The organism is Fluviirhizobium alvei, from assembly GCF_030551875.1.
In the GTDB taxonomy this organism is placed as follows: domain Bacteria; phylum Pseudomonadota; class Alphaproteobacteria; order Rhizobiales; family Rhizobiaceae; genus Rhizobium_E; species Rhizobium_E alvei.
This window is the reverse complement of sequence record NZ_JAUOZU010000015.1, coordinates 24,701-42,892: the sequence shown is the minus strand read 5'-3', so window position 1 is coordinate 42,892 and position 18,192 is coordinate 24,701. Positions and strand designations below refer to the sequence as shown.

Annotated in this window: 17 protein-coding genes and 1 pseudogene; 11 read left to right on the top strand and 7 right to left on the bottom strand. The window is 62.9% G+C overall.

The genetic code is table 11. The features are described 5' to 3' along the window. Positions 1 to 47: 47 nt before the first annotated feature. Positions 48 to 5,189: a helicase-like domain-containing protein gene (locus tag Q4481_RS19095; protein ID WP_304377998.1), complete on the top strand. Its 5,142-nt coding sequence runs from the start codon at positions 48 to 50 to the stop codon at positions 5,187 to 5,189. Positions 5,190 to 5,234: 45 nt separating this feature from the next. On the opposite strand, the gene Q4481_RS19090 is transcribed toward Q4481_RS19095, so the two are convergent. Both Q4481_RS19090 and Q4481_RS19085 read right to left on the bottom strand, forming a co-directional pair. Beyond that, complete coding sequence (locus tag Q4481_RS19090; RefSeq protein ID WP_304377997.1) at positions 5,235 to 5,531, bottom strand: type II toxin-antitoxin system RelE/ParE family toxin; 297 nt, start codon at positions 5,529 to 5,531, stop codon at positions 5,235 to 5,237. Then, a complete protein-coding gene (locus Q4481_RS19085; protein ID WP_304377996.1) occupies positions 5,528 to 5,794 on the bottom strand; it encodes a type II toxin-antitoxin system ParD family antitoxin in 267 nt (88 codons plus the stop codon). Before Q4481_RS19085 ends, Q4481_RS19090 begins: the two co-directional genes overlap by 4 nt. 352 nt (positions 5,795 to 6,146) lie before the next feature. Between Q4481_RS19085 and Q4481_RS19080 the strand changes: the two genes are divergently transcribed. The 4 genes from Q4481_RS19080 to Q4481_RS19065 all read left to right on the top strand — a co-directional run bounded on the left by Q4481_RS19080 (position 6,147) and on the right by Q4481_RS19065 (position 9,821). After that, positions 6,147 to 7,994 carry a ParB/RepB/Spo0J family partition protein gene (locus Q4481_RS19080; protein ID WP_304377995.1) on the top strand — a complete coding sequence of 616 codons (1,848 nt, stop codon included), beginning with the start codon at positions 6,147 to 6,149 and terminating at the stop codon, positions 7,992 to 7,994. Between the two features lie 98 nt (positions 7,995 to 8,092). Next, positions 8,093 to 8,566: a UCP036055 family protein gene (locus Q4481_RS19075; RefSeq protein ID WP_304377994.1), complete on the top strand. Its 474-nt coding sequence runs from the start codon at positions 8,093 to 8,095 to the stop codon at positions 8,564 to 8,566. Beyond that, a complete protein-coding gene (locus tag Q4481_RS19070) occupies positions 8,563 to 9,450 on the top strand; it encodes a DUF7007 domain-containing protein (protein ID WP_304377993.1) in 888 nt (295 codons plus the stop codon). The genes Q4481_RS19075 and Q4481_RS19070 overlap by 4 nt, the downstream gene beginning before the upstream one ends. Continuing rightward, the gene (locus Q4481_RS19065; RefSeq protein ID WP_304377992.1) at positions 9,447 to 9,821 is read left to right on the top strand and encodes a hypothetical protein; all 375 of its coding nucleotides are present in this window, start codon (positions 9,447 to 9,449) and stop codon (positions 9,819 to 9,821) included. Before Q4481_RS19070 ends, Q4481_RS19065 begins: the two co-directional genes overlap by 4 nt. Before the next feature lie 221 nt (positions 9,822 to 10,042). Here Q4481_RS19065 and Q4481_RS19060 read toward each other — a convergent pair. Beyond that, positions 10,043 to 10,352 (bottom strand): annotated as a pseudogene (locus Q4481_RS19060) (alkylphosphonate utilization protein). 528 nt (positions 10,353 to 10,880) lie between these two features. Here Q4481_RS19060 and Q4481_RS19055 point away from each other — a divergent pair. The 6 genes from Q4481_RS19055 (at position 10,881) to Q4481_RS19030 (ending at position 15,094) form a co-directional block, all read left to right on the top strand. Then, entirely contained in the window at positions 10,881 to 11,468 is a 588-nt protein-coding gene (locus Q4481_RS19055; protein WP_304377991.1) for a hypothetical protein, read from the top strand. Between the two features lie 320 nt (positions 11,469 to 11,788). Then, entirely contained in the window at positions 11,789 to 12,712 is a 924-nt protein-coding gene (locus Q4481_RS19050) for an ArdC family protein (protein WP_304377990.1), read from the top strand. A gap of 137 nt (positions 12,713 to 12,849) precedes the next feature. Then, complete coding sequence (locus Q4481_RS19045) at positions 12,850 to 13,092, top strand: type II toxin-antitoxin system VapB family antitoxin (RefSeq protein ID WP_304377989.1); 243 nt, start codon at positions 12,850 to 12,852, stop codon at positions 13,090 to 13,092. After that, positions 13,092 to 13,496 carry a type II toxin-antitoxin system VapC family toxin gene (locus tag Q4481_RS19040; RefSeq protein ID WP_304377988.1) on the top strand — a complete coding sequence of 135 codons (405 nt, stop codon included), beginning with the start codon at positions 13,092 to 13,094 and terminating at the stop codon, positions 13,494 to 13,496. Before Q4481_RS19045 ends, Q4481_RS19040 begins: the two co-directional genes overlap by 1 nt. A gap of 803 nt (positions 13,497 to 14,299) precedes the next feature. After that, positions 14,300 to 14,617, top strand: a complete 318-nt coding sequence (locus Q4481_RS19035) for a DUF736 domain-containing protein (RefSeq protein WP_064334949.1) — start codon at positions 14,300 to 14,302, stop codon at positions 14,615 to 14,617. A gap of 306 nt (positions 14,618 to 14,923) precedes the next feature. Continuing rightward, positions 14,924 to 15,094: a hypothetical protein gene (locus Q4481_RS19030; protein WP_304377987.1), complete on the top strand. Its 171-nt coding sequence runs from the start codon at positions 14,924 to 14,926 to the stop codon at positions 15,092 to 15,094. Between the two features lie 41 nt (positions 15,095 to 15,135). Here Q4481_RS19030 and Q4481_RS19025 read toward each other — a convergent pair whose 3' ends face one another. From Q4481_RS19025 to traD, 4 genes are all read right to left on the bottom strand, one after another. After that, positions 15,136 to 15,414, bottom strand: coding sequence for an HU family DNA-binding protein (locus Q4481_RS19025; RefSeq protein WP_035228304.1), 279 nt, complete (start codon positions 15,412 to 15,414; stop codon positions 15,136 to 15,138). Positions 15,415 to 15,555: 141 nt separating this feature from the next. Next, positions 15,556 to 15,813 carry a WGR domain-containing protein gene (locus Q4481_RS19020; RefSeq protein WP_035228306.1) on the bottom strand — a complete coding sequence of 86 codons (258 nt, stop codon included), beginning with the start codon at positions 15,811 to 15,813 and terminating at the stop codon, positions 15,556 to 15,558. Between the two features lie 247 nt (positions 15,814 to 16,060). Continuing rightward, positions 16,061 to 17,983 carry a Ti-type conjugative transfer system protein TraG gene (gene traG / locus Q4481_RS19015; protein WP_304378090.1) on the bottom strand — a complete coding sequence of 641 codons (1,923 nt, stop codon included), beginning with the start codon at positions 17,981 to 17,983 and terminating at the stop codon, positions 16,061 to 16,063. Continuing rightward, positions 17,976 to 18,191, bottom strand: a complete 216-nt coding sequence (traD, locus tag Q4481_RS19010) for a type IV conjugative transfer system coupling protein TraD (protein ID WP_286300147.1) — start codon at positions 18,189 to 18,191, stop codon at positions 17,976 to 17,978. The genes traG and traD overlap by 8 nt, the downstream gene beginning before the upstream one ends. Position 18,192 lies beyond the last annotated feature (1 nt).

Here is an 18,192-nt window from a genome sequence, read left to right as displayed (position 1 = left end):
GCCAGAGGAACGATGGCGCTCGCCCCTTTTCCAAGGAGAGCATTTTCATGTCCAATGATCCTTTTTTGCTTGATCCGCCTGGCACCCTCGATATGTTCGGGAATACAGCCCTGTCGTCAGGGTTCGGTCTTGGCGTCATGGGCCTCAGTGTCTTCACACCCGAGGCGGCCCCCGAACCTGCGAATGACGATGATCCCGATCCGACGCCGCCCGCGCCCGCACCGGCGCTGCCGATCGCGCCGCCCCGGCGGTCAGCACCACGCCGGCAGGGCGACCGCACGAACTTCTATCTCGATGACGGCGAGGATCGCGGCCTCGCCGCCTCGTGGAAAGAGCGGGCCAAAGCCAATGTCGCTGCCATCCGGCTTGCCGCCGAAATCGAAAAACAGGAGAGAACCGCCACGAGAGGCGAGCAAGCGAAGCTTGTCCGGTTCACAGGTTTCGGAGCGTCAGACCTGGCGAACGGCATGTTTCGACGCCCTGGCGAGGTGTGCTTTCGGGATGGCTGGGACGATCTCGGCTCGTCGCTCGAAAGTGCCGTCTCGGAGAGTGACTATTATAGCCTGTCGCGTTGCACGCAGTATGCGCATTTTACGCCGGAGTTCATCATCCGGGCGATCTGGGCGGGATTGCTGCGCATGGGCTGGCGCGGCGGTCGCGTGCTGGAGCCGGGCATCGGCACGGGCCTGTTTCCGGCGTTGATGCCGGCAGAGTATCGTGACAAGGCTTATGTAACTGGCGTCGAACTCGATCCGGTGACAGCGCGCATTGTCCAGCTGCTTCAGCCAAAGGCGCGGATCATCGAAGGGGATTTCGCGCGCACTGAACTCTCGCCGATCTACGATCTCGCCATCGGCAATCCACCGTTTTCCGATCGCTCCGTGCGCTCCGCCCGGCAATATCGCTCGCTTGGTCTCAGGCTGCATGATTATTTCATCGCGAGGTCCATCGATCTCCTGAAACCCGGCGCTTTCGCAGCTTTCGTCACCAGTTCCGGCACGCTGGACAAGGCGGACAGCACAGCCCGCGAGCACATCGCCAGATCGGCCGACCTGATTGCGGCCATTCGTCTGCCCGAAGGCGCCTTCCGCCGCGATGCCGGCACGGACGTCGTCGTCGATCTCCTGTTCTTCCGCAAGCGCAAGGCTGGAGAAGCAGAGGGCGACCAGACCTGGCTCGACTTGGATGAAGTCCGCCCTGCAACAGAAGACGAAGGCGCTATCCGCATCAATCGCTGGTTCGCACGGCATCCTGATTTCGTGCTTGGCGACCACGCGCTGACGTCGGGCCCGTTTGGTGAGACCTATACGTGCCGTGGTCGCGCCGGCGTCGATCTCGAAACGGCACTGAAGGCCGCCATCTCTCTTCTTCCTGAAGATCGCTACGACGGCGAGCCGTCAGCAATCGACATCGAACTGGAGGACGAACTCGGGGAGATCGTCGATCTTCGCCCCGGAGAGGAGAAGGTTCGCGAGGGCAGCTTCTTCATCGACGCCAGGCACGGCCTGATGCAGATGGTCGATGACTCTCCGGTTCCGATCAAGGTCCGCAAGGTCCGTTCAGCCGAAGGCTTGTCCGAGAAGCAAATCCGCATCATCAGCAAGCTGATCCCGGTCCGGGACGCGGTGCGCGAGGTGCTGAGGTGCCAAGAACAGGATCGCCCCTGGAAGGACAACCAGGTGCGCCTGCGCATCGCCTGGTCATCATTCGTTCGCGACTTCGGCCCGATCAACCACACGACGGTTTCGATCTCGGAGGATGCCGAGACCGGTGAGGTGCGGGAGACCCATCGGCAGCCGAACCTTCAGCCCTTCCGTGACGATCCCGATTGCTGGTTGGTCGCGTCGATCGAGGACTATGACCTCGAGACTGATACCGCCCGACCCGGTCCGATCTTTTCCGAACGGGTGATCTCGCCGCCGGCCGCCCCGGTGATTACGTCCGCCGCCGATGCCTTGGCCGTGGTGCTCAACGAGTGCGGCCGCGTCGATATCGACCATATCGCCGAACTCCTGCACCGCGACTCCGAGGCGGTTATTGCCGAACTCGGTGATGGGATCTTTTGCGATCCGACTGACGGTTCTTGGCAGACCTCAGACGCCTACCTCTCCGGCCCGGTCCGCACCAAGCTCGGAGCAGCTCAGGCCGCCGCTGCGCTTGATCCGGCTTTCGGGCGCAATGTCGTGGCACTCAGGCAAGTCCAGCCAGCCGATCTGCGCCCGTCGGACATCACGGCCCGTCTCGGCGCGCCGTGGATACCTGCCTCGGACGTTACCGCCTTCGTCATGGAGACGATGGGAGCGGACATCCGCATTCATCATATGCCGGAACTGGGGTCATGGACGGTCGAGGCAAGGCAGCTGGGTTACACTGCCGCAGGCACCTCCGAATGGGGCACCAGCCGCCGCCATGCCGGCGAACTGCTCGCCGATGGGCTGAACAGTCGCGTGCCGCAGATCTTCGACACGATCAAGGATACAGGCGGCGAGCGCCGTGTGCTCAACGTCGTCGACGCAGAAGCAGCGCGCGACAAGCTTCAGAAGATCAAGGAAAGCTTCCAGACCTGGGTTTGGACCGACCCCGATCGCACCGACCGGCTGGCTCGGGTCTACAATGACCGCTTCAACAACATCGCACCGCGCAAATTCGACGGTTCCCATCTGAAACTTCCCGGCGCCTCTGGCGCCTTCGTTCTTTATGGGCACCAGAAACGCGGCATCTGGCGGATCATCTCTTCCGGCTCGACCTATCTTGCGCATGCCGTTGGCGCCGGCAAGACCATGACCATGGTGGCAAGCATCATGGAGCAGCGCCGCCTCGGGTTGATCGCCAAGGCGATGCTGGTCGTGCCCGGTCATTGCCTGGCGCAGGCGGCAAGAGAATTCCTGGCGCTCTACCCGTCGGCCAACATTCTCGTCGCCGATGAGACCAATTTTACCAAAGACAAGCGTCAGCGTTTCCTGAGCCGTGCGGCGACCGCCGTCTGGGATGCGATCATCATCACCCATTCGGCGTTCAGGTTCATCGGCGTGCCCTCGGCTTTTGAGCAACAGATGATCCAGGACGAGCTGCAGCTCTACGAGGACTTGGCTGGGAAGGTCGATGCCGAGGATCGGGTGTCGCGCAAACGGCTGGAACGGCTGAAGGAGGGTTTGCAGGAACGCCTGGAAGCCTTGTCCACCCGCAAGGACGACCTTCTGACCATTTCCGAGATCGGCGTCGACCAGATCGTCGTCGACGAGGCGCAGGAATTCCGTAAGCTTTCCTTCGCCACCAATATGTCGACACTCAAGGGCATCGATCCGAACGGCTCGCAGAAGGCCTGGGACCTCTATGTGAAGAGCCGCTTCATCGAGACGAAGAATCCATGTCGTGCCCTGGTGCTGGCTTCGGGCACGCCGATCACCAATACGCTCGGCGAAATGTTCTCGATCCAGCGGCTGCTCGGTCATGAGGCTTTACGCGAACGGGGCTTGCACGAGTTCGATGCCTGGGTGAGCAATTTCGGCGACGAGAAGACGGAGCTGGAACTGCAGCCCTCCGGCAAATACAAGCCGGTGAGCCGCTTCGCGTCTTTCGTGAATGTGCCGGAACTGATCGCCATGTTCCGCGCCTTCGCCGACGTGGTGATGCCGGAGGACCTGAAGGCCTATGTGAAGGTGCCTGACATCGCCACCGGCAATCGGCAGATTCTCACCGCCGCACCGACACCCGCCTTCAAGGCCTATCAACAGGTCCTGGAAACCCGCATCAAGGCCATCGAGGAGCGCGACCGTCCACCCGAGCCCGGTGACGACATCCTGCTTTCCGTCATCACCGACGGACGCCATGCGGCGATCGACCTGCGCCTGGTCATGCCGGCGATGGATGACGAGCCGGAGAACAAGCTCAATTTGCTCATCCGCAATGCGCACCGGATCTGGCAGGAAACTGCGCAGAACAGCTATGTCCGCCCGGACGGCAAGGCATACGAACTGCCCGGCGCCGCGCAGATGATCTTCTCCGATCTCGGCACGATCAATGTTGAGAAGACGCGCGGCTTTTCCGCTTATCGCTGGATTCGCGACGAACTGATCCGCATGGGCGTGCCGGCATCCGAAATCGCCTTCATGCAGGATTACAAGAAGACGGAAGCGAAGCAGCGCCTGTTCGGCGACGTGCGCGCCGGAAAGGTCCGCTTCCTGATCGGCTCATCCGAAACCATGGGCACCGGCGTCAATGCGCAACTACGGCTCAAGGCTCTCCATCACCTCGATGTGCCATGGCTGCCGTCGCAGATCGAGCAGCGCGAGGGCCGGATCGTCCGCCAGGGCAACCAGCATGATGAGGTGGATATCTACGCCTACGCCACGCAGGGCTCGCTCGACGCGACGATGTGGCAGCAGAACGAGCGCAAGGCCCGCTTCATCGCCGCCGCCCTTTCCGGCGATACCTCGATCCGCAGGCTCGAAGACCTGAATGAAGGCCAAGCCAACCAGTTCGCAATGGCCAAAGCGATTGCCAGCGGGGACGAGCGCCTGATGCAAAAAGCGGGTCTTGAAGCCGATATCGCGCGTCTCGAACGGTTGCGGGCCGCTCATGACGACGATCTCTTCGCCGTGCGGCGGCAGGTCCGCGATGCCGAGCGCGAAATCGAAACGGCGACCCGGCGGATTGGCGAGATCGGCCAGGATATCGAACGGCTGGTTCCGACATCAGGCGATGCCTTCGCGATGATGGTGATGGGAAAGCCTTACACGGAGCGTAAGGAGGCCGGCCGGGCGTTGATGAAGGAGATCCTCACCTTGGTCCAGCTCCAGAGCCAAGGTGAAATCCACATCGCGTCGATCGGCGGCTTCGATCTCGTCTATGACGGCGAGAGGTTCGGCCGCGGCGACAACTACCACTATCAGACCCTGCTACAGCGCACTGGCGCCGACTACGAAATAGATCTGGCGGTCACCGTCACGCCGCTCGGTGCCATCTCTCGCCTTGAGCACGCGCTCGACGGCTTCGAGGAGGAGCGCGAGCGATTCCGTCAGCGACTTGCGGACTACCAGCGGCGGCTTTCCTCGTACCAGTCGCGGCAGGGTGGCACCTTCGCCTTTGCCGACGAACTGGCTGAGAAGCGCCAGAAGTTGCGTGAGGTCGAGGAGGCGCTCGCGACATCGGCCCGGGAGGATGCAGGGGCAGAGAAGGTCGCCGCTTAGCCCGGTGGCTTGAGCGAAAAATCGCCCCAGACCGGCCAGCCGAAACTAATCCGCGAACAGGATGGCGCCATAGTCGGTGGCGCCATGCAGGACATGGACGATGACCACTTTCACGGTTTCGACGCGGTAGAAGATCAGGTAGTTGCCATGCACGCGCCGACGGATACCATGGTGCTCGTAACGGGGGACGAGGGCGAAGCCGTTCGGACTTTCGACGAGATCCTCACATTTGCTGCGCAATTCTCGGATAAATGACAGCGCGCGCCGGGGATTGTCCTGAGCGATATAGTCGGCGATTTGCTCGAGATCACTTTCCGCCTCGCTGGAAAACTCAAGGATCATGCCGGGTTTTCGGCCTTGTCAGCCATCGCACTGTACTTGGCCTCAAGTCGATCAAAGACATTGCTCGCCGGCTTCGTTCGGCCAGCGTCGGCATCGGCAATGCCGCGCATGATGGAGGCATCCAGTGCGGCAAGCCGGGTCTCGCGGTCCTGCACCAGTCGCACACCTTCCCGCAGCACTTCGCTTTTCGAGCCGTAACGACCTGTGTCGACGAGTTGCTGGATATAGCTTTCGAGCTGCTTTCCCAATTCGGCACTGATCATGTTGTTCTCCATCTGACGTGACGCAGGAGAAGATAGGTCGTTTATCAACTATTATCAATCCTTATTCCGACAGCGTGTGGTGGAACAGGAAATAGAAAGTAGGAGGAAAAAGGAAGAGAAACCCCTCTCGCAGATCGGTCGACCCGTCGCCGCTGTCGCTCAACCGCCCCCTCCTCAACCCTGCCCGTCGTTCTCGCAAGGCGCTGCCCCGCTCGTCCTGACGACCAGGGCCGCTCGGGCGCAGTTGCGCCGGCCCAATCGCCCTGCGGTCCGGGAGATGTCTTCGGAAAGAACTGAAGACGGACACGAACCGGCACTTGCCGGTTCCCAAACCTCGGAAGGAGCCAATCCCATGCAGATCCTGAAACTCGACCCCCGCGCGCTGAAGGACAATCCCGACGACGCGCGCCGTTCAAAGTCCTCAGCCCAGGCCGATGCCATGCTGCTGGCGACGGTAAAGGCGGTCGGCATCATCCAGCCGCCGGTCGTGTCGCCGGAGACCGGCGGAGGCAACGGCTATATCATCCAGGCAGGACACCGCCGCGTCCGACAGGCGATCGCCGCCGGCCTCGATGAAATCGAGGTGATCGTCCGCGAGGCGGTCAATGACAATGGCGCCATGCGCTCGATGGTCGAGAATATCGCCCGTGAACCCCTCAATCCCGTCGACCAGTGGCGCGGCATCGAACGGCTTGTCGCTCTCGGCTGGACCGAGGAAGCAATTGCCGTCGCACTCGCTCTAGCGGTCCGCCAGATCCGGAAACTCCGGCTGCTCGCCAATGTGCTGCCGGCCATGCTCGATCACATGGCGCTGGGCGACATGCCGAACGAGCAGCAGCTCCGCACTGTCGCAGCCGCCTCGCTCGACGAACAGAAAGAGGTGTGGAAGGCGCACAAGCCGAAGAAGAACGAGCGGGCGGATTGGTACAACATTTCCCGGGCCCTTTCGAAAACCCGTATGTACGCGAAGGATGCGAGCTTCGGTGAGGATCTAGCCAGCGCCTACGGCATCGAGTGGGTCGAGGACCTGTTCGCTCCCGCCGACCAGGACAGCCGCTACACCAACAATGTCGAAGCCTTCCTCGGCGCCCAGCAGGAATGGATGACCAACAACCTTCCGAGGAAGGGTGCGATCGTCGAGGTGAACAGCGGGGGCCAGCCGGAACTCCCGAAGAAGGCAAGCCAAGTCTACGGCAAGCCTTCGAAGTCCGATCATGTGGCCATGTATCTCGACCGCGACGGCAAGGTCCAGTCGGTTGCCTTCCGCATGCCGGAAGATAGCAAAACGAACGGGAAGGGCGGCGTCTCCGCGACGGGCGGGCAGGACGCTGTCCATGAGGGCAGCATCATCGACACGCCGAAGTCGCGTCCCGACGTCACGCAGAAGGGCCATGACATGATCGGCGATTTCCGCACCGACGCACTGCACGAGGCGCTTGGCCGCGCGCCGATCGAGGACGACATGCTGATGGCCTTGCTCGTTCTCGCTTTTGCCGGCCAGAATGTCCGCGTCGACTCCGGCGCCAACGACGCCGTGTTCGGACCGAAGCGTTTCCGGCGCCATGCCGCACGTCTGTTTTCCCAGGACGGAAAGCTCGCCTTCGATACGGAGACGGTGCGCGTCGCCGCCCGCTCCATGTTGATCGACGTCCTGTCGTGCAGGCGCGGCATGTCGAACAGCGGTGTCGTTTCCCGCATCGCCGGCGATGCCATCGGCGCCGACGGGTACCTTCCGAACATGGGCTCCGAAGATTTCCTGTTGTGCCTGTCGCGGCAGGCACTCGAAGCGGCAGCGAAGGAGGTCAACGTCCTGCCGCGTCCAAAGGTGCGCGAAACCCGTGCGGCTCTGGTCGACCACTTCAAGCAAGGTCATTTCGTCCATGCGTCGGCGCTCTTCGCGCCCGATCCGAATGATGTCGGCGATCTGATCAGCCAAGCCGATACTCTCGACGACGAGGAAATCCAGGTTGACGCCACAGGGGATGGCCTTGACGACGCGCCCGTTGAGGGCGCCGCGGTCGATGCGGACACAGATGCAGATACAGGCGAAGGCGCTCCGGTTGATGGGAGCGTCGTCGATGAAGGTGATGCTTTCGATCCGTTCGAGGGTGAAGCCGATCTGCCCGACACCTTCGACGATGCTCCCGAAGCGGCCGAGCCTGACGAGGCGCAGGACGCCTATCGCGTCGCGGCGGAATAGCCGCCCCGCACTTCCTTTCGAATGATGTTCCGCCGCCGGTGATCTCCATCGGCGGCGGTTTCGTTTTCGCAACCCCTCGAAACTTAGGGAGAACTTGCATGTCCGCGCATATCGCATTTATGGCACCCATCGGCTCGATCATCGCCTGGTCGAACGGCGCGCCGCGCCCGCCCGAACGCCACCGCAGGAAGCTGTCCGCATGGCAGAGCGATAACAGCAGGGGCCGCCTGATCCGCAAACAGGGAGAACTTGGCTCAGGCAGCATCATTTTGCCCGCGAGCTTCACGCTTCACGAAGCCGACCACGGTGCTGCCGGCGTCATCACAATACGCGTTCATCGGACCTTCTCGCTGGAGACCCGTCTGACGTTCACGATTGAAGAACGGCCTGCCATCGGCAGCTGCCGCGTGTTCGATCGCGCCGGCGACAATGCCGAGCTCATCCATCTCGCAGCAAACCGCCAAGCCGCGGAGGAATGGCTGTCCCGACACGGCTATCCTTATGCCGCGCTGGAGGTCGTCACGGCGGACGAGGTCGCAGCCGACGTCGTGGAAGGGAGGGCGGCAGCATGAACACCAGCCCTGTCACGACCGAAGCCAATGATACCTCCGGATATCCGAAGGTTTCTTTTGGGCGATCCGTTGATGGCTTTCCGGTCGCCCGTGTCGCCGATACGGCGTTCGCAATGTTGCCCGGCCGTAATGGGCGGCACTATCTTGGCCTCGGTGGTAAGATCGCCCGACCGCTCGAGGAGTGGCGGCGATCTGATTTCTACGGTCATTCCGGCGAACTCGCCGACGAGGCGACGTTTCGTGCACGCGTGATCGAAATCGCTGAACATCAGCGCGAACGGTGGACACTCGGCCGCTGCGAGATCTTCACCCGTGTCCATACGCGCTGGGGAATGTCGCAGCGCACGACCGTCTATGCGGAGGGCGTCGAGTGCCATTCCACCGCCGGGCACGGCGGCTTCAAGCTCTCGGCTGAGCGCAACCGAAAGGTTCACCCGCTGCTGCGGTCGAAAGACGGCTTCTATGAGGAGGACTCCGCCTGGGCGATCGTGGCGATCACCTTTCCGCATCTGTTCACCGGGTTTGAGCGGCGCTGCGCGGAACGGTCCATCAAGGATTGGTGGCCCGACGCCTGGGAAACGATCTTCGTCACGACCCTGGCGCCCGGTGAATCCCATGTGAAGGACCGCCGCGCTTTCGAGGCGGCCCATGCCGATGACTGGATCGTCATCTCCGCCCTTCGCTCCGATCATCATCCCGGCATGATCGAAGTGATCGCCACGCGCGGCGGGAAGCGGGAGCACAATGCCGGGGAACGACGGTTTCTCGTGCCATCTGCCGAATACGAGCCAGGCCGCTTCGGTTTCGTCATCGATGTCGATCGTCATCCGTCCTATGACGGGCCGTCGAGCTTTGTCGTCTGGCAGGGGAGGGAGACGTCATGACCCGGTCCCCGGAACGTCAGGCGTTGCTTTTCCGGATGGAAGAGGCCCGCCGCCAGACACAACGCCAGCTCGACATGATCGACCGGCAGATTGCCGCCAGGATGACGGCTCTCATCCCGTCGCTCGGACGGCGCCGGAGCGGATACCGGCGGGGTAAACCGCCCGCGCCGGAAGCCTTCCTCGCCCGCTATCGCTCCAGTCTGGCGGCGATCACCGCGGAACGGCAGCCGGAGATCGATGCTCTTTCCCGCAAGCTCGCGCGCCAGGAGGCCGCCATCGCCGCTTTCCAGGCGCGACCGGAATTTAGTGCTTCCGCTCGGGGTCCGGAACGAGGATGCCGTCATCCCCATCGTGAGAGGAGCGCGCCATGAGGCGCTTTGACGCCGAGCCGCTTCCACCTCTGACTGAGGGAGAGGTGGATGCCCTTCAGGATTATGCCGCCAGACACGGCCGTTCGTGGAAGCGCATCCTGAACGACGCCTGGATGGGTGAAGCGCCCCATGACGTTGGCGGGATATTACGCCGGCTTCGCAACACGCACGGCCCCACCTGGCTTGATCGTTACCGCTTGCCCAAACGGTAGCGCACCCCGTCAGCGTTTTCGCACGAATTCCGTGCGCAGGACCAGCCCCTTGATCGCGTCGTGGCGGCAATCGATCTCTTCCGGGTTATCGGTGAGCCGGATCGACCTGATGACGGTCCCCTGCTTCAGCGTCTGGCCGGCGCCTTTCACCTTCAGGTCCTTGATCAGCACGACGGAGTCGCCGTCGGCGAGAACATTGCCGGAGGCATCGCGGACTTAGGCTGCCTTTGCCTTCTCCTCAGCAAGTTCGGAGGCCGGCCGCCATTCATTCGCCGGTTGCTTCGTCATAGACGTAATCGTCGTTGCTCTGGTCGCTCATCTGTCGTGCCCTTTTCTCGGGAGACCTTGTAAGGGTCCCGCATGTCAGGAGCGCATCTATCGCGGAAAGCCGCCGAGATCAAATCGCCGCCGCTTTCCCATCGAGAGTGCCTCGCATTCCAGCGGACATCAGGAGGGCGTCAAAGCATTTCTGCCCTGGTGAGCGAAGCTCTTCCGGCAGATGGGACTGGTGTGGTGCGCGCCTTGCCTGGTTTCCTCATCGGCTCTGACATCCGGTGTCGATTCCCTTGGCCGTTCCGCCCTTCGGTTTCGTTGCGGTCTGAACCGGCTGCCGGTCGTTTCAAGGCCGCTGCCGCGCCGCGGGGCGGCCGGTCAAGCCGCTCGTCGCAAAGCAGTCACGCGTGCTTCGCAGGTCTGAAAGACCCGCTTGACCGCTTGACTGCTCCGCTCGATCTGGCCTGCCCGGACCCTGAAACACCCGGCTTGCGCCGGCTCCTCTTGACCGCACCGAAGGGCAGATCGGCCAAGGGGGCCGAACCGCTTCGGGGAAACCGAGAAGGAAACCATCATGGCAAAGCCCGCAACCCAGTCCCGCCAATCCGCCCGCGTTCTCCAGCTCCGCAAGGGCGCCACCATCGAAATGGTCCGTCTGACATGCCCCGATGAAGCCCAGGCGCTCCGCATCGCCGAGAGCTTCGGGACCGCCATTCTCGACAGCGACGGCATCCGCGACATGCACGAGCGCCTGATCGTCGAGACCGCCACGGGCCTTTCGGACGGGCTTGGCGAGCGGGCGATGCAGATCCATCTCCAGCGCATCGTCGGCGCCTATGTCGGATCCGCTCATGGCGCCGGCCAGTTCTACTCGCGTGCCGTCACCGAGGCCCGCGACGCTACCGCCAAGGGATCTGCCGACGCCCGCGACGAGGATCTTGACGGTCCCGTCGGCTATGACAGCGCCGCCCAGCGCAAGCGCGAGTTCGCCGCCGACATGGGGATCCAGGCCCACGCGCTCAGGATGGCCGCCGAAGGTGCCGTCGCCGCTTACGAGCAGATCGTGGGCGAGGTCTGGAAGCCTTTCGACCGGCCGGTCGACAATCCGGGCCAGTCCCTCGACCGCAAAGCGGCCGCCGCGCAGATGTCGGCCTTCGATTGAGGCCGACCTGGCGGAGTTTCGGCTCCGCCTTCGTCGTATCCAGGAAGAGGCCGTCTCCTCACGGGGCGGCTTTCGATGTTTCGACGTCGCGGCGAAGTCGGATCAGGAGAGGTGAGAGAGAAAGAAATCGGGGCGAGAGACAGGCGCCATCGCGGCCCGTCCCTTCTGTCGGTCCTGCAGGAGCCGACGGCAGGCGCAACGGCTACGCCGCCCTTCTCTTCGTTCCGGCCGTTCCGGTGCGCATGCCGCCTGACCGCTCCTGCCATCGGCCCTCCGCGACGGGGCCGCGATGGGCGCGGCCTCAAACGGAGGTCAGAAGAATGAGCAGGAAATCAGAAAGCGCGCGGATCGACATCTATGCGCGGATCACGGAGCGCATTGTCGCCGATCTGGAGAAGGGCGTGCGCCCGTGGGTGCAGCCCTGGAGTGCCGGCAACATGGCCGGGCGGATCACCCGGCCGCTGCGTCATAACGGCCAGCCATACACCGGACTGAATGTCCTCCTGCTCTGGTCGGAGAGTATCGCCAGCGGGTTTATGTCGGCGACCTGGATGACCCTGCGCCAGGCAAACGAACTTGGCGCCCACGTGCGCAAGGGCGAGAGCGGTGCGACCGTCGTCTATGCCAGCCGATTCACGAAAACGGAAAAAGACTCGAGCGGCGGCGACATCGAGCGCGACATTCCGTTCCTCAAGGTGTACACGGTCTTCAATTGCGATCAAATCGAGGGGCTTCCTGATCACTACTATCGCCGCCCGGAACCGGTCGCTGAGCCGCTCGAGCGCATCGAGCATGCGGACCGTTTCTTCGCCAATACCGGCGCAGTAATCCGGCATGGCGGACGCCAAGCCTTCTATCAGCCATCCAGCGACACCATTCAGATGCCGGAGTTCGAGGCGTTCCGGGATGCCGAGAGTTACTACGCCGTCCTCGGACATGAGGTCACCCACTGGGTTGGCGCAAGCCACCGGCTGAACAGGGATCTCAGCCGCTATCACAAGGATCGCACGGATCGCGCGCGCGAAGAGCTTTGTGCCGACATAGGGGCATGTTTCCTCTGCGCCGATCTCGGGATCGTCCCGGAACTGGAGCCTCGGCCCGATCACGCCAGCTATGTGGCCTCGTGGTTGAAGCTGCTTGACGGAGACCGTCGGGCCATCTTCCAGGCGGCCGCGCATGCGCAACGCGCTGTCGCCTATCTCCATGATCTCCAGCCCAAGGCGGAGGAGCGGCAGGCCGCCTGATGTTGTCCGCTCGAACATCGAAGGGGAGGGCGAGACGCCTTCCCCGGTATGACCTTCGTGTCCCCCGTTGGAGAAACCTTGCAGATATGGGAGAGGCGATCTACATTATTTCCTGAATTTATCTACATGGAGCTGCCATGCCGATCAACGTCAACAATCCGGAAGCGGATGCGCTCACGCGCAAGTTCGCGCATATGGCCGGCGTCAGCATTACCGACGCCATCGTGATCGCCATGAAAGAGGCGATCGAACGTCGGCGCCACGAGGAGACCCCACTCCAGACCGCCGCCCGGCTCCGCAAACAGCATGGGGTCGAGCTCAGCGCTGCTGCGAGACAGCCGCTTCCGCGCGAAGCCTATGACGAATTGTGGGAAAGCTGATGTTCGTCGATGCCTGCGCCATCATCGCGCTCCTCTCCGACGAGCCGGAAGCGGAGCGTGTCTCCAATGCGATCGCGTCTGCGAAGATCGCCTTCACATCCCCGGTTGCCGTGCTCGAGGCAGTGCTCGGTCTTGCCCGCCCCGACAAGTTCGGCCTCGCCGTGGCGGAGGTAGAACCGATCGTCATTGAGTTCCTCGATGAGCGTGGAATCGAAATCCGCGATCTTCCGCCTGCGGACGCGACGACCCGCATCGCGCTTTCCGCCGCGCATCGTTATCGCGCGGGCCGCCGGGGCCTCAATCTTGGTGACTGCCTGCATTACGCATGCGCCAAATACTACAACGTACCCATTCTGGCGACGGCAGATGAGTTCAGACAGACAGACATCGACACTGTACCCTGACGCAGCGGGCCACGACCGCTGGTTCCGGGCGAGAGTGCAGGAGGCCCTGGAAGATTCCCGGGCCGACACTCCCGACGAGAGGGCCGAAGCTCATTTCGCCGAGCGACGTCTAACGGCGCGTGCAGTGTCGGCGATCATCACGTGCAGGCCCTTCTGATCGAGCGGGCGCAGTCGGCAGGCACGCGGAACGAGCCCCGCCGCGCGACGGCGGATCAGGTGTGGTCGATATAGGCACGCCGCGAGCCTGTTGGTTTCGAAGCGCTCCCATTCCTTCCTCTCGACCGGCCCCCAGGGAGGTGCGGTGAGACCTCGGTCGCCGGCTTGTCCGAGGATACGCGCGCGATGGACGAGCCGCCATACGATCTGCGCCGGCCAGCGCATTCGTCATGGACATGATGCGGATGGGGCGTCGGCGAGGGATCGACGGACACTGCGGGCCGTGCACATGGGAGCCATCGTGAGAGAGCGGTGCCATCACCGCGGTCGCCGTCGGGGATCGCCGATGAACTCCGGGCCATGATCGGTGTTCCTTGCTCGATTGAAGCGAGGCGCACCCGCGCAGACCTCGATGGATTGGGTGTGACCGAAGGACGACTTCGTCTCGATCGCCTTCCCGCAACGGCCATCCGCAACTTTCTTCCCCTGCGAACAGGTTCGCATTCCTCGCGATCCAAGAAAGCCGCTCCCGGCCGCCCTCCACTTCGTTTCGGCCCAGAGGGTGCAGTGTCGATCGCCACCGGTCCTTACACCGCCATCGAGGCCGCGACAGGCGCTGCCCGAACAAACCGGAAAGGATCACGACAATGGCAGTCATCGGCGAATTCACCACCAACGGCAACAACTCGATCATCGGCAACGTCCGCACGCTCACGGTCAGCATGAAGGCCCGCCTGAACCCCATCGAGCGCGTCTCGCGCGATGCCCCGGACTTCCGTATCACCGCCGGCAACGGTGTCGAGGTCGGCGCAGGCTGGAAGGCGGTCTCCAACGACGGCGAGGAATATATCTCGGTCAAGCTGGACGACCCGAGCTTCAACGCCCCGATCACCGCGGCCCTGTGGCCGAGCGAGAAGGAAGGCGAATACGCCCTCATCTGGAACCGCCCGAAGCGGGAGGCTTGATCGCCACGCCCAGGAGCTCCGCCACCGGGCGGGGCTCTTCTTCTTATGTCGCATGAGGAAGCCGGTCGCGGGCGTCGAGCCCGCTTCCGGCCTTTCGGGTGCCATCCGGAGAGCTGGGGGTCTGCTCAGTTCGTCCGAGAATGCCATGGCGGACCGAAGGCGTCCAGCACGAGCGGTACCCCCAAAATGCTGGCGCATTTCGGCTCCCCCGCTCGCCGCCTCCGGCGGTCGCGTTCCGCGATCCTGGACTCCTCCGCTTTGCCATGACGCGCGGCGTCGTCTTTCACAAGCGTCAAGGAGACGACGATGACGATTTCTCTCGAAATGCAAATCGAGGAACTGAAAGCTGAACTCAGGGCCGTTCTGGACGCGAGCGAGCGCTGCCAGATTGCGGTGGAGCTGGAACTGGCGCAGGCCGAGCTTGCGGCCGTTGACGCCGAACAGGACGGCCGTATCAGCGGGGAGCCTCCTTTCTAGAAGACTTCCATAGGGCTGCCGATCTCAGCAGCCCACTCGCCTCAGCCGTTCAGTGCGTCCTTGACCGCCTTGCCGGGCGTGAACGTCAGCTTCTTCGAAGCGGCGATCTTGATCGTCGCACCGGTTGCGGGATTGCGGCCCTCGCGTTCCGGCGTGTCCTTGATCTTGAACTTGCCGAAGGATGGGATGGAAGTTTCCGCGCCGCTCTTTGCCGCCTCTGCGATCTGGCTGAACACGCTTTCGACGATGGCCTTGGCCTGTGTCTTGGTCAGGTTCTGCTCGGATGCGATCTTGTCGGCGATTTCGTTGGTGGTAGTCATGAAGGACAGTCTCCTCTGCTGGTGGTTGTCCTTCAGCTATGACGATGAAGATGCGGCGCCGATAGAGGCGCGAATGCTGGAAGTGTTGGCAGATGCGAGAAAACCACAGGAAACAAGCAGGCTCGGGCTGTTCAAGGTCTGTTATTTGGCGCGGTGGGCGTCGCGATAGCCCCGCTTTCGTTTCGTGCGCTCTAGGCGCGATAGCGCCCTGTCTGCATCCTCTTGGCCGTCGAAGGTTTCCATCATCGTCTGGCCGTTAGATCCGATCCGGCCCCAGTTGCGGATGATGGAGGCGCCACCAAACAGGGTCGGCTGGATCGTGAGCGTATAGAAGCGACGCATGTTCTGGGCCGCGTCGATGCGGTGAAGATTAACCTGGCCTGTCCCCTCGTTTTCCATGATTGGATTCTCGCTTCGTTTTGAAGCAGCGTCCAACGACTTCCATGAATCGATCCCGCGTGATTGATTCATCTCGCTGATGGTTTTCCCCTCTGGAGGAAATAGGGAGTGGGCGAGGCGGCTTTGCCGCACGGCTCTATGCGCTGAAGCGCACCGAACCCGCCAAGCGGTTTCGTCCCATGCGGGTTGCGATCCTCCCGCGGACCGGCTTGCAGCCGGCACATGCAAGCCCCCTCGATCGGGGCTCTCATCCACCTCTCTCTTCTTCGCGATGAAACCTGTTGTGCCCGACGCAGGCCCTCATGTCGTCACGCCGGAACCAGATGGCGCGCCCACACCTGAGCGGCGGATTGCCTGATGTGAAGACGATCTGTTCGTCGCTGCGCATGCGCAGCACTTCGTGCGGCATGATCAGCGGCCGACGGCTGAGCTGCTTCGATCGCGATCGCGAAGATCCCTTCATTCCCGTGGAGCGGTTTGTCTGGTCGACCTCGACCGTGGTGTCGCCGCAGCGCTTCGAGATGTAGTCGGCCGTGTCCGGATCGTTGATCGCGGCGAACGAGATCCAGGACGCGGATTCGAACCATTTGCTTGTCGCGTCACGCCCGCCATAGGCTTCGCGCATCTGGCCGATCGACTGGAAGATCATGGTGAGCGTGATGCCGTATTTCCGGCCGGCGTCGCGGGCGGTTTCAAGGATGCGCAGATAGCCGAGGCGGGCGACCTCATCGAGCAGGAACAACGTGCGTCCCTTGACTTTGCCATTGCGATTGTAGATCGCGTTCAGCAGCGAGCCGATGACGACCCGCGCCAGCCCCGGATGGGCCTCCAGCACCTTGAGATCGAGCGCGATGAACAGGTCCGCTTCGCCTTCCGCGAGATCGTCGGTCGAGAAACTGTCGCCAGACACGAGCGCCGCATAGTTCGGGTAGGACAGCCAGTGCGTTTCCTTCACCGCATTGGCGTAGACGCCGGAAAACGTCTCCGGCGTCATGTTGACGAAGACGGCAACATTCTCCTTCACGAAGTCGGACTCTGACTGCTCATAGATCCGTGTCAGGCGCTCGCGGAGCTTCGGCTCCGGCTCTGAGAGATTGGCCCGGACGCGGCGCAGCGTCTGGTCTTTCTCGTCCGTGTGCCCTGACAGGCAGACGTCGGCGATCAGCGCCGTCAGGAGCTGCATGGCGGATGCCCGGAAGAAGTCGTCGCGGGCCGACGCGGTGCGCGCATTGTCGGTCATGATCCAGGTCGCCACCGCGACAATATCCTCTTCCTTCGTGTTGCCGTGACGGCCGATCCAGTCGAGCGCGTTGAAGCCGATCGCGGGCGTGGCTGGATCGAGGACGATCACGTTTCGGCCGGCCTTGCGCCGGTGATCGACGACCATGGGTGCTACCTCGCTCGACGGGTCGAGCACGACGAGGCCGCCACCCCATTTGAGCGCGGTCGGGATCGTCACGGACGTCGTCTTGTAGCCGCCCGAACCTGCAAAGACGATCCCGTGCGACGAACCGAACGAGCCGTCGAAACACAATAATGGAGACTTGCCGCCGGCGCCCCAGCTCAGCGCCTCACCGGCGCGAAACGGTATGGCCGCCACGCTGTCCTTGTCGACGCGATACCGTTCACCGATCACGATGCCAACGGCATCGGGAAAAAGCTTGACGGCGTCGGCCATCTTCATCCAGTCGGCGTCGCCATGCACGGCGCGCTTTCCAATGATCCGCCGCGGCGCTGCTTTGGCGAAGGCGGCGTTCCCCCTGATCGCGACGCGCAGTGCGAAGATGCCGCCCAAGACGGCGGCGAACGCGCCAAGCATCGACGACGGATCGGTATAGGCGAACACCGACTGGCCGTGAGGCACCTGATCAGCAAGAGCACGCAGCCGCCACCCTTCGCGTGCGATCGCTGCGATGCAGACGAATGAAGCGCCAGCCAGTACGCTCAAACCGGCAGTCTTGATGTTCGCCGCGCCCGCCGTCGCGAACAGGGCCATCATGCCGATCGCGGCCGCGGCCGAGTAGGGCAGGGCGAGACCGATCCGCCCGAGCATCAGCTTCGCTTGGGGCGACGTTCCGAAGCCCGAGAGCCAGGTCTCAATGCCCAGCATTGCCAACATGGTGGTGATCATCAATGCCGCTGGCAGGATTGTGAGAAGGAGCCTATTCATTGTCGCGACCAAATGCCTCCGCGCCGATTGCGGCCAGGCGCGATCGCTCGGTTTCGTCACCGCGGATCCGCCCAGCGGCATCGATCAGCAGCCCGAGCAGCAGAGCCCGTTTTTCGTAGCGCAGGCCAGCCTTCACGATCAGGCCGCCGAGCTCGATCTTCTCGCGCGTATCCTTCTTCCTCGCGTCGCTCGAATTGGTTCGCTGCATC

Bases quoted from the DNA above. Each gene is read 5' to 3' on its own strand.
- Q4481_RS19035 (WP_064334949.1), top strand. From the start codon at position 14,300: ATGGCAGTCATCGGCGAATTCACCACCAACGGCAACAACTCGATCATC.
- Q4481_RS19090 (WP_304377997.1), bottom strand. From the start codon at position 5,531: ATGATCCTTGAGTTTTCCAGCGAGGCGGAAAGTGATCTCGAGCAAATC.
- Q4481_RS19080 (WP_304377995.1), top strand. From the start codon at position 6,147: ATGCAGATCCTGAAACTCGACCCCCGCGCGCTGAAGGACAATCCCGAC.
- Q4481_RS19045 (WP_304377989.1), top strand. From the start codon at position 12,850: ATGCCGATCAACGTCAACAATCCGGAAGCGGATGCGCTCACGCGCAAG.
- Q4481_RS19085 (WP_304377996.1), bottom strand. From the start codon at position 5,794: ATGATCAGTGCCGAATTGGGAAAGCAGCTCGAAAGCTATATCCAGCAA.
- traG (WP_304378090.1), bottom strand. From the start codon at position 17,983: ATGAATAGGCTCCTTCTCACAATCCTGCCAGCGGCATTGATGATCACC.
- Q4481_RS19065 (WP_304377992.1), top strand. From the start codon at position 9,447: ATGACCCGGTCCCCGGAACGTCAGGCGTTGCTTTTCCGGATGGAAGAG.
- Q4481_RS19055 (WP_304377991.1), top strand. From the start codon at position 10,881: ATGGCAAAGCCCGCAACCCAGTCCCGCCAATCCGCCCGCGTTCTCCAG.
- Q4481_RS19025 (WP_035228304.1), bottom strand. From the start codon at position 15,414: ATGACTACCACCAACGAAATCGCCGACAAGATCGCATCCGAGCAGAAC.
- Q4481_RS19020 (WP_035228306.1), bottom strand. From the start codon at position 15,813: ATGGAAAACGAGGGGACAGGCCAGGTTAATCTTCACCGCATCGACGCG.
- Q4481_RS19070 (WP_304377993.1), top strand. From the start codon at position 8,563: ATGAACACCAGCCCTGTCACGACCGAAGCCAATGATACCTCCGGATAT.
- Q4481_RS19050 (WP_304377990.1), top strand. From the start codon at position 11,789: ATGAGCAGGAAATCAGAAAGCGCGCGGATCGACATCTATGCGCGGATC.
- Q4481_RS19095 (WP_304377998.1), top strand. From the start codon at position 48: ATGTCCAATGATCCTTTTTTGCTTGATCCGCCTGGCACCCTCGATATG.
- Q4481_RS19040 (WP_304377988.1), top strand. From the start codon at position 13,092: ATGTTCGTCGATGCCTGCGCCATCATCGCGCTCCTCTCCGACGAGCCG.
- Q4481_RS19030 (WP_304377987.1), top strand. From the start codon at position 14,924: ATGACGATTTCTCTCGAAATGCAAATCGAGGAACTGAAAGCTGAACTC.
- Q4481_RS19075 (WP_304377994.1), top strand. From the start codon at position 8,093: ATGTCCGCGCATATCGCATTTATGGCACCCATCGGCTCGATCATCGCC.
- traD (WP_286300147.1), bottom strand. From the start codon at position 18,191: ATGCAGCGAACCAATTCGAGCGACGCGAGGAAGAAGGATACGCGCGAG.